Consider the following 13,232-nt stretch of genomic DNA (forward strand, 5'->3'; position numbering starts at 1 on the left):
TCTGACATATTCCTGCGTGGACGCTGCCAGCGACGGTCGCCAATCCGGATGCCCGCGCTGCGGTGACGCCGTCATGCCGGAGGAACCCTCGTGAAGCGTAGACGTCGCCAGCTGCTCGTTGGCCTGGCGGTCGGTGCCCTGGTGGCGTCGACCGGCCTGGCCGGAATCCACTACGCCGGTGCCGAGGTGCCGGCACCCGTCGCGGTCGGCGGGGAGATGCCCAACGCCCTCGGCACCCACCTGGAACGACTGCGTCGGGCCGTACCCGGCGACAGTGGCATGTCACCCGACGGACCCGGCGGCGCCGCGCAGCAGGCTTTCCTGGAGCGTGCCTACCCCGCGGACGCGATCACCATCGCCCAGCTGGACCGGTCCAAGGCCGCCTTCACGGCGGCCGACAAGCGGTTCAAGGGCAGCCGGAAGTGGACGAACATCGGCCCGAGCGAGGCGCTCTACCCGTTCACCGAGTACCGCAACGCCTTCAACTACGTGCCCAACGAGTATGTCGCCGGTGGCCGGGTCACCTCGATCGACATCAGCCCGGACTGCTCCAAGCTGCTCTGCCGCGCGTACGTGACCCCGGCCGGTGGCGGCGTCTGGGGCACCCTGAACATCCTCGCCGCCGAGCCGAAGTGGTTCTACCTGGGTGGCCCGCTGGGCATCAACGCCGCAGGCGCGGTGACGATCGACCGCAACGACCGTACCGGCCTGACCATCTACGTCGGCACCGGTGAGGCCAACACCTGCGGTTCCGGCTGCGTCGCCGGTGTCGGCCTGTACCGGTCGACGAACGGCGGCCTGACCTGGTCCGGCCCGCTCGGCAAGGACGTCCTCGGCGGCAAGGGCATCGGTGAGATCACCATCAAGCCCGGCGACCCGAAGACGCTCTACGTGGCCACCACCACGGCGCTGCGCGGCATGTCCAGTTCCTGCTGCACCGGGGTCACCCGGCCGGTGCCGGACGCCGAGAAGTGGGGCCTGTACAAGTCCACCAACGGCGGCAAGAGCTGGAAGTTCATCCACAACGGCTCGGCCGACGCCACCGCCTGCACCGGCAGCGCCGCCGAGTACAACAACACGACCAGCTGCTCGCCGCGCGGCGTACGCCAGGTCAAGCTCGACCCGCGCGACGCCAACATCGTCTACGCCAGCTCGTACGCCCGGGGGGTGTGGCGTTCGTCGGACGCCGGGGCGACCTGGACGCAGATCAAGCCCTCGCTCAACGCGGCGTTGTTCCAGACCCGCGCGGCGATCGACGTGACCGCCCTGCCCGGCGGCAAGACCCGGATGTACGTCTACGAGGGCAACACCGGCACCCCGTACTCGCGGCTGTTCCGCAGCGACGACGTGGCCGCGGGCTCGCCGACGTTCACCGACCTGACCAGCTCCAACCCGGTCGATCCGGGCTTCGCCACCTACAACCAGTGCACCGGACAGTGCTGGTACGACGTGTTCGTGCACACCCCGGCGGGGCACCCCGACATCGTCTACACCGGCGGTTCCTACCTGTACGGCGAGACGGTGGCCAACAAGCGGGCCGTGATCCTCTCCACCGACGCCGGGGTCAGCGGCACCGACATGACCTACGACGGCACCGACGAGCTGCACCCCAACGGTCTGCACCCCGACCAGCACGACCTGGTCACCAACCCGCGTAACCCGTACCAGTTCTTCGAGGCCAGCGACGGCGGCGTGATGCGGTCCAGCGGTGAGTTCGTCGACCGCTCGTCCTGGTGTGACAACCCGGACCGGAACCTGACCAAGGAGGGCCAGCGGGAGCGTTGCCGGCAGATGCTGTCGAAGATCCCGTCGAAGCTGGACGGCGTCAACAAGGGCATGAACACCCTTCAGTTCATCAGCCTCTCGGCCAGCCCGCACGACGTGAACCTGTTGCAGGGCGGCACCCAGGACAACGGCACCTGGGAGAACAAGGGTCAGCGGCAGCGCTGGGTCAACACGATGATCGGTGACGGCGGGGCCTCCGGCTGGGACGTCGCCCGCCCCGAGTTCCGGTTCCACACCTACTACGACGTGTCGCCCGAGGTCAGCTTCGCCAACGGTGACATCGCGAGCTGGATCTGGACCGCCGACCCGATCTACGGCCAGCCGGGCAGCCTGTTCTACGCCCCGGTGATCAGCGACCCGAAGGTGAGCGGCACCATGTTCGCCGGCACCGGACTGTCGGTGTACCGCACCAAAACCTTCGGCCTGGGCGACCGCAGCCTGGCCGAGGCCGACCGGATCTGCAACTCCTGGACCGGCACCTACGAGGAGGACTGCGGCGACTGGGAGCCGCTGGGCACCACGAACCTGACAGGTGCCGGCTGGGGCGACCGGGCCGGCGGCGCGGTCTCCGTGATCCAGCGGGTCGACTCGGACACCTCAACCGCCTGGGCGGCCACCAGCACCGGCCGGGTCTTCGTCACCCGCAACGCCGATGCCGAGCCGGCCTCGGCGGTGACCTGGACCCGGGTCGACTCCGCCACCACGCCGAACCGCTTCGTCACCAGCATCCACATCGACCCGGCCGACCCGGCCCGGGCGTGGATCTCCTACAGCGGGTACGGATCGAACACGCCGACCACCCCCGGCCACGCCTTCGAGGTGACGGCCACAGCCGACGGGGCGACCTGGAGCGACAGGTCCTACGACTTCGGGGACCAGCCGATCACCGACCTGGTCCGGGACGACGTCACCGGCGACCTGTACGCCTCGACCGACTTCGGCGTACTGCTGCTGCCCAAGGGCAAGAAGTCCTGGACCAACGCGGCTCGCGGCATGCCGAACGTCGAGGTCGCCGGGCTGACCATCGTGCCCGGCGAGCGGGTCCTCTACGCTGCCTCGCACGGGCTCGGCGCCTGGAAACTGACCCTGAAGTAAGGAACCGACATCGGCACATCTCCGGCGAGGGGCCGCACCCGCGGCCCCTCGCCGCTGCCCGAGCGGGCCGCCCGGCTGTGGCGTACGCTCGGCGCGGCCTTCGTCCTCCTGGTCTTCGTGCCGCCACTGCTGCTGCTGGTCTCCGGCTCCCTCACCGAGCCCGGCCTACCGCCGTCCCCGACTCCGCAGCTGGTGCCCGACCCGCTCTCCACCACCGGCTACGAGCGCGCCCTCGACCTGGGTGGCCTGCTGCGTGCCTCGCTCAACTCGGTGCTCGTCGCCGTCGTGGCGGTGCCACTGAGCGTGCTCGTCGCCTCCCTGGCCGGCTTCGCGTTGACCAGGATCGCCCCCCGCGCCACAGCTGTGGTGGTGGCCGCCTCACTCGTCGCGCTGATGGTGCCGGCGACCGCGCTGCTGGTACCCCGCTTCGCGATCTTCCGACTGCTCGGGCTGACCGACACCCTCGTCCCGCTGATCGCGCCGGCACTGCTGGGCACCTCGCCGCTCTACGTCCTGGTCTACTACCTGGCCTTCCGGGCACTGCCGGCCGACCTGTACGACGCCTGCCTGGTGGAGGACCTGTCGCCGCTGCGCACCTGGTGGCGTGTCGCGTTGCCGCTGGTGCGTCCGGTGACCGCCGGACTCACCGCGCTCACCTTCGTGTTGACCTGGTCGAACTTCCTCGATCCGCTGATCTACGTCTACGACCGTGACCTGTTCACCCTGCCGCTGGCGTTGCGGTCGCTGTCGTTGCTGGACCCGACGAACTTCCCCGTCTTCCTGGCCGGGGCGGTGATCGCCACGGTGCCCGCGCTCGTGGTCTTCGCGCTGGCGCAGCGGCGTTTCCTGCATCACGACGACCGACCCGAGGGATGACAAACCGTGAGAACCAGACCCCTGCTCGCCCTCGCGATGAGCGCCCTGCTCGCGGTCACCGGCTGCGGCTCCGGTGGCGGGTCGTCGGCCGGTGACCCGGTCAAGCTGCTGGTGTTCGGCGCCCCGGAGGAACTGGGCGCCTACCGCACCCTGATCGACGCCTACCAGCGGGCCCGGCCCGGTGAGCGGGTCCAGCTGATCGAGGCCAGCGACCGTAAGGACCTGCTGGCCCGGCTCGCCACCTCGGTCGCCGGGGGCGCGCCACCCGACCTCTTCCTGATGAACTACCGCTTCTACGGTCAGTTCGCCGCCAAGGGCGTGGTGGAGCCGCTGGACGAGCGGATAGCCGCCTCGTCGGTGCTCGACCCGGCCGACTACTACCCGGTGGCGATGGAGGCGTTCCGCTGGGACGGCGCGCAGCTGTGCCTGCCGCAGAACGTGTCAAGCCTCGCCGTGTACTACAACCGCACCCTGTTCACCAGGTACGGGGTGCCGGAACCGGCGGCCGGGTGGACCTGGAACGACCTGGTCGCCACCGCCACCCTGATGACCCGCGACGACCGCGGGTTGGTGATCAAGGGCACCGAGGCCGAGGGCGCGGCTCGGCTGCCCGCCGTGCACGGGCTCGGCGTGGAGCCGTCGATCATCCGGCTGGCCCCGCTGGTCTGGTCCAACGGCGGCGAGATCGTCGACGATCCGGAGCGGCCGACCCGGCTGACGCTGGACAGCCCGGCCGCCCGTGAGGTGCTCCGGAACCTGGTCGACCTGCGGCAGGCGTACGGGGTGGTGCCCAGTGACGCCGAGGTGGAGGCGGAGGACGACGAGTCACGGTTCCTCAACGGTCGGCTCGCCATGCTGATGACCTCCCGTCGGGCCACCACCAACTTCCGCACCATCACCGGGTTCGAGTGGGACGTCGCGCCGCTGCCGGTCTACCAGCAGCCGGTCGGGGTGCTGCACTCCGACGCGTACTGCCTGACCCGGGGGTCGCGGAACAAGGACGCCGCGTGGCGGTTCATGGAGTACGCGATGGACGAGGAGGGGCAGCGGATCATCGCCGCGACCGGGCGTACCGTGCCGTCGCACATCCAGGTGTCCCGCTCACCGGCGTTCCTGGACCCGGATCAGCCGCCGCGCAACTCGCAGGTCTTCCTCGACGCCATCCCCACCGTCCGGGCACTGCCGACCGTCTCCACCTGGCCGGAGATCGAGGACCTGAGCTACGGAATCCTGGAGAACGCCATGCACCGCGGCGACAAGCTCGACGACGTGATCCGCGAACTGGACACCAAGAGCCGGCCGATGTTCGCCCGAGGGGAGCACGGGTGAGCGACGGGCTGGTGCTCGACGGCGTCAGCGCCGCCTACCGTGACACCGCCGTGCTGCACGAGGTGGACCTCAGCGTCGCCCGGGGTGAACTGCTTGTGGTGCTCGGTCCTTCCGGGGCCGGCAAGTCGACCGTGCTGCGGGTGGTCGCCGGACTGGAACCGGTCACCGCCGGCCGGGTCCACATCGCCGACCGGGATGTCACCGACGAGCGACCCGGTCGGCGCAACGTGTCGATGGTCTTCCAGTCGTACGCGCTGTTCCCGCACCTGACAGTTGTCGAGAACATCGCCTTCGGGCTGGAGGTACGCGACACCCCGCGCCGGCTGGCGCGTGAGCGGGCCCGGGCGGCGGCCGAGACGGTGGGCTGCGCCGGGCTGCTCGACCGCCGGCCCGGGCAGCTCTCCGGCGGGGAACGTCAACGGGTCGCCCTGGCCCGGGCCCTGGTCCGCGAACCGGACGTGTTCCTGCTCGACGAGCCGCTGTCCAACCTGGACCTGGCGTTGCGCGCCGAGATGCGGGCCGAACTGCGGGCCCTGCACGACCGGATCGGGGCGACGATGGTGCACGTCACCCACGACCAGACCGAGGCCCTGGTGCTCGCCGACCGGATCGCGGTGCTGCGCGACGGACGGGTCGAACAGGTGGGTACCCCGGACGAGATCTGGCGTACCCCGGCGAGCACCTTCGTGGCCCGGTTCGTCGGCTCCCCGGCGATGAACCTGTTGCCGGCGGACGGCCCGCTGCGACCGCGCGGCGACGCGCCGACGCTGGGGGAGGAGCCGCTGGAGATCGGGTTCCGGCCCGAGGCTGTCGCGCTCGACGCGACCGAGGGCACCCCGGCCACCGTCGGCCGGGTCGAGGTGATCGGCGAGGACGCGTTCGCGTACCTCAGCCTCGCCGCCGGGCAGCCGGTGGTCGCCAGGGTGCCGGCCGCCCGCCGGCCCGAGCGCGGCGCGACGGTACGCCTCGACGTGCGCTGGGCCGACGCGCACCTGTTCCACGCCGCCACCGGCCGCCGGTACCAGCCGTGAGTGCCAGCGGCGAGGCACCGCCCGTTCGAGCGCGAGCCCGGGCGGCGCGCGGTCCGGACCGCCGGTCGCGGCGGCACCTGGCGTTGATGCTGACCCCGTACCTGGTCGGGCTGGTCGGGCTGGTGCTGGTGCCCGCCCTGGTCACGTTGGGTCTGTCGGTGACCGACTACGACCTGCTGCGCCCGCCGACCTGGGCCGGGCTGGACAACTTCGCCGCCCTGCTGGACGACCCGATCTTCCGGGTGGCGCTGCTGAACTCGGTGGTCTTCGCGCTGGTGGCCGTGCCGCTGCGGGTGTTGCTGGCGCTCGGCCTGGCGCTGCTGCTGCACCGGCGGGCCCGCGGTGTCGGCACCGCCCGCACCGCCGCGCTGCTGCCCACCGCCGTACCGGAGATCGCGTACGGGCTGCTCTGGCTGTGGCTGTTCAACCCGCTGTACGGGCCGATCAACCAACTGCTGCGGGTCGGTGGGGAGCACGGGCTGACCGCGCTGGGGCGTACCCCGCCGCAGTGGTTGACCGACCCGACGAGCGCCCGCGCCGGGATCATCCTGATGAGCCTGTTCACCATGGGGGAGACCTTCGTGGTGCTACTGGCGGCCCGGCGGGCGCTGCCCCGCGACGTGTACGAGATGGCCGCCATCGAGGACGCCACCGGTTGGGACGTCTTCCGCCGGATCACCCTGCCACTGATGGCCCCGGTGCTCGCCCTGCTGGCGGTCCGCGACGCCGTGGCCAGCCTGCACTTCACCTTCGTGCCGGCGTTCGTGGTGACCGACGGTGGCCCCCCGCCGTACGCCACCACCTACCTGTCGCTCTTCGTCTACCAGACCGGCTTCGAGTACCTGCGGTACGGCTACGCGGCGGCGGCGACACTTGTGATGATGCTGCTGACCGTCGCCGCGGTGCTCGTGCAGTGGCGGCTCATCCGCCGCTACCGCCGCTTCTACCAGGTGTGACGGTGGTACGGGCCCACCGCAGCAGTGCGGTGAAGGCCAGCGCGGCGGTCACCGCGCCACCGGCGAGCCGCACCAGGTGCCCGGCGACGAACTCCTCGGCCACCTGGCGCAGGTACTGCGCCGAGTGGGTACCGACCGGGTCGACGAACATGATCTCGTTGCGGGGCCAGAAGAAGACGACCGAGAACAGGAACTCGCAGGCGATGAAGACTCCGGTCGCGGCGGCGATCCACCACCGCAGCCGGCGCTCGCGCCAGGTGAGCACAGTGGTGGCGACGCCGAGCAGCACCACCGAGGCGCCCAGCGGGGGAAAGTAGTCGCTCGGGCCGCTGACCGTCAGGAAGTCGCGGGCGCGCTCCAGCGATGCCGGCGCGTCGTGGAAGATGTTCGGATAGAGCATCACGGTCTCGGCCGCCACGCCCCCAAACGACATCATCGCCGCCCAGGTCAGCGCGACCAGCCCGAGCCAGGTCAATCTGCTGCGGGACACCGTTCCTCCTACCGGTTCGGCGCCCGGTCGGGCGCGGTCGGTCCGTTGCGCTACGAACGGTAGATCCGGTGACGGTGAGTCAACTGCCGCCTGGGGACGCGAATGAGGGTCGCCTCTCGACGTACGGCGATGGCCCTCCGGCACGTCCGTGGGCGACCCCTGGGGGTTGGCCTAATGTGCGCCGAGGCGGGCGATCGGCTCGACCAGTTCGCGTTCCTCGTAGGCGAGGTGGGACAGCAACGTGTCGCTGAGCAGGTCCACCGCGGCCCGCAGGTCGGCCATTCCGTCCTGGGTGGCGACGAAGGCGACAAGGGCCCGGTCGACGCCCTCCAGCACGTCGTGGATGGCGTGGTGTTCCTCCTCGAGCCGGTCGATCACCGGCTTGAGTCGCGGGTCGGACCGCCGCAGGTGCGGGAAGAGCGACCGGTCCTCGATCGTGTGATGGGTGGTCACCACCCGGCAGTACGACTCGCAGTAGGTGCCCAGGGTCCACTTGTTCTGCCGCATGGTCATCGTGTTGATGTGCGAACGGGCCGTACCCACGTCGATCAGACCGGCCGCGACCTGCTCGATCAGGTCGTGGATCTGAGCCAGTTCGGCGCGCAGGCCGTCGTGCACGTCGATCAGGTGCTGCGCACCGGCCTGTTCGTGAGCGGTGTAGGTGCGCTGCGGGTCCGGGGCCGGTCCGGCCGGTCGGGCCGCCTCGTCCCACACCCGCACGTCGCTGCGGCGGACGCCGTCGTCGGGTGTGGGAACCACGGCGAACGGAGCCGCGCCGACAGTGGTCGGCCGTGCGGTCGGGCCGGCCGACGTGCTGCTGCGCGTGCCGCCGGTGGTGATGGCCCGGTCGGTCGCGGTGCGGGTCTGGTCGGCCGGGGCGCCGGTCGGGTCGGTCGCGGTGCGGCCCGGCCCGGCCGGGACACCTGTCGGCGGGGCGGCGCGCTCGGCGGCGACAAGTTCCCGGGTGGCCGGTGCCACCTCGGCGGCGAAGCGCCGTAGGTCGTCCGGGTCGTCGCTGCCGAGGATGAACGTGCTGATCCCCTCGGTCAGGGCCAGGTCGGCGAGTTCCTCGGCCCACTGCTCGGCCGGGCCGTTCAGCGGGCCACGCCCGGTGGCCGCGAACCGTCCGTTGATGTTGAGCAGCCGCCGCACGTCGGCGGGGGACCGGCCGGCACCGGCGGCGGCCTCGTCGATGATGTCGTTGCCCCGGGCCAGATCACCGGGTTGCAGGTAGGCCAGGGAGGGCAACCAGCCGTCGGCCCGGCGTCCGGTCAACGCCAGCATGCGTGGCTTGTAGGCGCCGAGCCAGATGCTGACGTCGTGGGCGGGAGCCGGTCCCCGTTTGGCCCCGGCCGCCTGGTGGAACTCGCCGGCGACCCGGACGCCGCCACGGGCGTCGACGTCCCAGATCTGACGGATGATCTCGATTGCCTCCTCCAGGGCGCGCACGCCCTGCCCGGGGGAGAGACGTCGGCCCCCCATCGCCTCGATGGCGTCCCAGAACGCGCCGGCACCCAGGCCGAGTTCCGTCCGGCCGCCGCTGAGCAGGTCGAGGCTGGCCACGCTCCGGGCGAGTACCGCGGGCGGGCGCAGCGGAAGGTTTGTCACGTTTGCGGACAGCCGTACCCGTTCGGTGCGTGCGGCGACGAAGCTGAGCAGTGTCCAGGTGTCCAGGAACGCGGGCTGGTACGGATGGTCCTGGAACGTCACCAGATCGAGCCCGACCTGCTCGGAAAGCATGGCCAGGCCGACCGGCAGCATCGGGTCAGCGTTGCCGGGCGTGAGAAACGACCCGAAGGTCAGTGGGTGCCCGTAGTCGCTCATCTCGGCAGTCCTTCCGGTCCTGCGGCGCGCACCGCCGCACGGAAATGTTATGCCCAACAGAACATCATTGCTAAAGAAAATCTGTGACCTACGCTATCGTGGGGTGATGAGCGGTGCCCAGGGCAGCGGCCCGATCAACGACGACCTCGGGTGGATGCTCGGCGTGGTCTTCCGCGCCTACATCCGCGCGGCCGACCACGCCGTCGGCGACCTGCCCGGCGGTCCCCGCGGTTACCAGGTGCTCACCTCGGCCGAGCGGGAACCCGCCCGCAACCAGGGCGCGATCGCCGAGGAACTGGGCATCGACCGCACCGTGCTGACGTACCTGATCGACGATCTGGAGCGGGACGGGCTGGTCGTCCGCCGCCCCGACCCGGCGGACCGGCGCAGCCGCCTGGTCACCCTCACCGATACCGGGCGGGAGGCCGCGCGGCACCGCCGGGAGGCCCTCGGCGCCGTCGAGGCCCGGCTGCTGCGGGACCTGTCGCCGGAGCAGGCCAGCACCCTGCGGGCGCTGCTGCAACGGGTGGCCTGCGCGGCGCAGGCGGTCGACCCGCTCACCGACCTGTGCCAGGCGGTCGAGGCGGCGGCGGAACGACCGCCGGTCGGTCGGGGCGGGCGGCGGCGTCCGACGCGCACCTGACCCGGCACACCACCACCACCGACGCGCGGCGGCCGGCGACGGCGACAGCACGCCCGGTGGCGGGCACGGGCACCCGGCGACGCGTTTCGCGGCGTACTGTCCCGGAATGCGGATCACGAAGTACACGCACTCCTGCGTCCGGCTCGAACACGACGGGGTCGTCCTCGTCATCGACCCGGGCACCTGGAGCGAGCCGCGGGCGCTCGTCGGCGCGGACGCCGTACTGGTGAGCCATGAGCACACCGACCACATCGACGTGCTCCGGCTGGCCGGCCTGGGCGTACCGGTCTTCGCGCCGGAGGGCGCCGCACTGCCGGACCTGGCGCCGCTGCCGGTGACCCGGGTTCGTCCGGGGGAGCGGTTCACCGCAGCCGGCATCGACGTCACAGCGGTCGGCGGGCGACACGCCACCATCCACGCCGGGCAGCCCGACTGCCCGAACCTCGGCTACGTCGTCGCCGACGCGCTCTACCATCCGGGCGACTCGCTGGTGCCGCCGGACCGGCCGGTACGGACCCTGCTGGTGCCGGCGCAGGCGTCCTGGCTGAAACTGACCGAGGCGATCAACTTCGCCGTCGGAGTCGGTGCGCCCGAGGTCTTCCCGATCCACGACGCGCAGCTCAACGAACGCGGCCTGGCCAGTGTCAACGGCTGGTTCGGCGAAACCGTCGCGGGCTACCGCTACCTCGCGCCGGGCGAGACTCGCTGACCCCTGCCGACCCGCGTCCGGGACGGCCCGCCCCGTGCCGGGCGTCCCGGACGCGCGGGCTCGACACCGGCGTGACCGGTCGCTACGCCTCGAACCGGGGCTCCTGCGGGGTCAACACCCTGGTGCGTGCCGGCGCATCCCAGCCGTGCCGCAGCCCGGCGGCGAGCGCGTCGAGCACCGCCGGCACGTCGCGGCCCGCCGCGTCGTGCATCGCCTCGACCACCACCAGGACGGTACGGGTGTCGTCGCGTACCGCCGACCAGCCGCTCTGCCGATTGGTCCACCGGCGCGCGTGGGCCCGGCCGAGCGCATCGGCGAAGACCACCTCGCCGGGCTCGGGGTGCTCCTCGACTCCGCCGAAGGTCAGGTAGCGCTCGTCGCCCCGGGCCTGTCGTACCTCGATGCCGCCGCCACACCTGTCGACGTCGAGGATCCCCACAGGTACGGCGTACGCGGCCGAGACGGCGTTGCCGAGGTCCACCAGCGGATGCACCCTGGGCAGGTCACCGGAGGTGCGCAGCCGCCGCAGCAGCGACTCCGACGCGCACCGGTACTTCGTCGGAGCAAGGCCCATCCGCGCGAACGCCCGTCGCCACGCCTGGATCTCCGCGAACGTCGCCTCGGTGGTCCCGTCGAGTCTCCGGCGGGCGGTGCCGAGCAAATCCGCCAGCGGCAGTTCGGCGCGGGGTTTCCCGGCGACGCCCTCGGCGTACAGCACACCGGCGACGAGCGTGGGGTGTTGCGCCCACACCTGCGGTGAGTGCTCGAAGAACATGTCCGGCTCCCCCTCTCGCTCACGCCTCGGCGCGGGCCAGCAGCAGCCCAAGCCCCAGGAACGACCCGGCGAAACACCGGCGTGTGGTCAACAGAAAAGCGACGGTCACGAGAAATGCTCCCTGGTCGATGACGGGTTCACCATCACCCTGCCGGCACAATGGTCCGATGAGCAGTGCCAAAACCGTAGCCTCCGACAGGTCCATAACGGCCCGGAAGGCCCGGACCTCAGGCTCGGCGGAGCCGACCCTGAACGCCGGGGCGGACTTCCTGCACCTGGACGTCGGGCAGGCACCGCCGGGTGGCCGGGCCATCTGGCTGGCCGACCGGCTACGCCGGGCGATCGCCGACGGCGTGATCCCCATCGGCTCCCGGCTGCCGGCCACCCGGACCCTCGCCGCCGACCTGGGAGTGTCCCGGGGCGTGGTGGTCGAGGCGTACCAGCGTCTGATGGAGGACGGGCACGTCGCCGGCCGGGGCCGGGCCGGCACGGTGATCGTGGCCAGCGCCCTCACCGCGACGGCCGGGCCGACCGGGGAACCGCCGGGCGTCGCGTCGTCGGGTCGCCCAGCCGATCCGGCCGCCGTGTTCCGCTGCGCACCCGGCGCCGACGTCTTCGACGCGGTACGCGCCCTCCCGGCCCAGATCGACCTCACGCCCGGCGTACCTGACCTCGCCGCGTTTCCCCGAGCGGCCTGGCTGCGTGCCGAGAAGGCGGTGCTGGGCCGGCTGGTGGCGGCGGACCTCGGCTACGGCGACCCGTGCGGGGCGCCGGCCCTGCGCCGGGCCGTCGCCGGCTGGCTGGCCCGCAGCCGGGGCATCGGCGTGGACCCGGCCGAGGTCATCATCACCACAGGTGTCTCCCAGGCGCTGGGCCTGCTGGCCCAGGCGCTGCGCGACGACGGCGTGAGCAGCGTCGGCCTGGAGGACCCCGGCTCGCTCGGCGTCCGGCAGCACTTCGACAACTGGCGGCTGACCACCGTGCCGATCCCGGTGGACGCCGCCGGGGTACGGGTGGACGAGCTGACGGCCAGTGGCGTGCCGGCGGTGATGCTCACCCCGGCGCACCAGTTCCCGACCGGCGTGGTGCTCGACGGCGAACGACGACGCCGACTCGCCGACTGGACCCGTGCGGGCGGCCTGGTCATCGAGGACGACTACGACGCCGAGCACCGCTACGACCGTCCGCCGGTGCCCGCGCTGCGCGCCACCCTGCCCGAGCAGGTGTGCTACGCCGGCAGTGTGTCGAAGCTGCTCGCCCCGGCGCTGCGGATCGGCTGGCTGCTGGTGCCCCGCCGCTACCGGGACGCGGTGGTGGCGGCCAAACGCAACGCCGACCTGGGTAACGCCGTGCTGCCTCAACTCGTGCTCGCCGAGTTGCTCACCTCAGGTGCGCTGGAACGACAACTGCGGCTGCTACGCCGGCGGCACGTGGGCCGCCGGGACGCGATGACCGCCGCCCTGGCCCGGCACCTGCCGGGGGCCACCGTCCGCGGCGCGGCGGCCGGGCTGCACCTGACCGTCACCTTCGACAGCGACGTGGTCGACACGGAACTCGCCGCAGCGGCGCTGGCGCGCGGGGTGAAGGTGCAGCCGTTGTCCTGGCACTGCCTGCGGCCCTACCGGCCGGGCCTGGTGCTGGGCTACGCGGCCAACACCGCCTCGGCCATCGACGCGGGCATCGCCGCCGTGGCGGCGGCGCGGCGCGACGGGTAGTCGC

The 13,232-nt window shown here is 71.9% G+C and carries 11 protein-coding genes; 8 read left to right on the forward strand and 3 right to left on the reverse strand.

Features of this window, described 5'->3' with window-relative positions:
- The first annotated feature begins 90 nt into the window (after nucleotides 1-90).
- The 5 genes from CLT74_RS06545 (at nucleotide 91) to CLT74_RS06565 (ending at nucleotide 7,072) form a co-directional block, all read left to right on the forward strand.
- Nucleotides 91-2,880, forward strand: coding sequence for a sialidase family protein (locus tag CLT74_RS06545; RefSeq protein WP_099845744.1), 2,790 nt, complete (start codon nucleotides 91-93; stop codon nucleotides 2,878-2,880).
- 54 nt (nucleotides 2,881-2,934) lie between these two features.
- Nucleotides 2,935-3,756, forward strand: a complete 822-nt coding sequence (locus CLT74_RS06550) for a carbohydrate ABC transporter permease (protein ID WP_099845745.1) — start codon at nucleotides 2,935-2,937, stop codon at nucleotides 3,754-3,756.
- A 36-nt stretch (nucleotides 3,757-3,792) separates the two neighbouring features.
- A complete protein-coding gene (locus CLT74_RS06555; RefSeq protein WP_099845746.1) occupies nucleotides 3,793-5,085 on the forward strand; it encodes an ABC transporter substrate-binding protein in 1,293 nt (430 codons plus the stop codon).
- Nucleotides 5,082-6,116, forward strand: a complete 1,035-nt coding sequence (locus tag CLT74_RS06560; RefSeq protein ID WP_099845747.1) for an ABC transporter ATP-binding protein — start codon at nucleotides 5,082-5,084, stop codon at nucleotides 6,114-6,116. The genes CLT74_RS06555 and CLT74_RS06560 overlap by 4 nt, the downstream gene beginning before the upstream one ends.
- A gap of 86 nt (nucleotides 6,117-6,202) precedes the next feature.
- Complete coding sequence (locus CLT74_RS06565) at nucleotides 6,203-7,072, forward strand: carbohydrate ABC transporter permease (RefSeq protein ID WP_099845748.1); 870 nt, start codon at nucleotides 6,203-6,205, stop codon at nucleotides 7,070-7,072.
- On the opposite strand, the gene CLT74_RS06570 is transcribed toward CLT74_RS06565, so the two are convergent.
- Together CLT74_RS06570 and CLT74_RS06575 are read right to left on the reverse strand one after the other, a co-directional pair.
- Nucleotides 7,038-7,562 carry a DUF1772 domain-containing protein gene (locus CLT74_RS06570; RefSeq protein ID WP_486582061.1) on the reverse strand — a complete coding sequence of 175 codons (525 nt, stop codon included), beginning with the start codon at nucleotides 7,560-7,562 and terminating at the stop codon, nucleotides 7,038-7,040. The genes CLT74_RS06565 and CLT74_RS06570 overlap by 35 nt on opposite strands.
- A 171-nt stretch (nucleotides 7,563-7,733) precedes the next feature.
- Nucleotides 7,734-9,386 carry an LLM class flavin-dependent oxidoreductase gene (locus CLT74_RS06575; RefSeq protein ID WP_099845749.1) on the reverse strand — a complete coding sequence of 551 codons (1,653 nt, stop codon included), beginning with the start codon at nucleotides 9,384-9,386 and terminating at the stop codon, nucleotides 7,734-7,736.
- 106 nt (nucleotides 9,387-9,492) lie between these two features.
- Between CLT74_RS06575 and CLT74_RS06580 the strand changes: the two genes are divergently transcribed.
- A complete protein-coding gene (locus CLT74_RS06580; RefSeq protein ID WP_099845750.1) occupies nucleotides 9,493-10,029 on the forward strand; it encodes a MarR family transcriptional regulator in 537 nt (178 codons plus the stop codon).
- 106 nt (nucleotides 10,030-10,135) lie between these two features.
- A complete protein-coding gene (locus tag CLT74_RS06585; protein ID WP_099845751.1) occupies nucleotides 10,136-10,738 on the forward strand; it encodes an MBL fold metallo-hydrolase in 603 nt (200 codons plus the stop codon).
- An 82-nt stretch (nucleotides 10,739-10,820) separates the two neighbouring features.
- Here the strand turns inward: CLT74_RS06585 and CLT74_RS06590 are convergent, their stop codons facing one another.
- On the reverse strand, nucleotides 10,821-11,513 hold the full coding sequence (locus CLT74_RS06590) for a phenylalanine--tRNA ligase beta subunit-related protein (RefSeq protein ID WP_099845752.1): 693 nt from the start codon (nucleotides 11,511-11,513) through the stop codon (nucleotides 10,821-10,823).
- A 167-nt stretch (nucleotides 11,514-11,680) separates the two neighbouring features.
- Here CLT74_RS06590 and pdxR point away from each other — a divergent pair, with 167 nt between their 5' ends.
- Complete coding sequence (gene pdxR, locus CLT74_RS06595) at nucleotides 11,681-13,228, forward strand: MocR-like pyridoxine biosynthesis transcription factor PdxR (protein WP_099845753.1); 1,548 nt, start codon at nucleotides 11,681-11,683, stop codon at nucleotides 13,226-13,228.
- The last annotated feature ends 4 nt before the right edge of the window (nucleotides 13,229-13,232 follow it).

The organism is Verrucosispora sp. CNZ293, assembly GCF_002754655.1.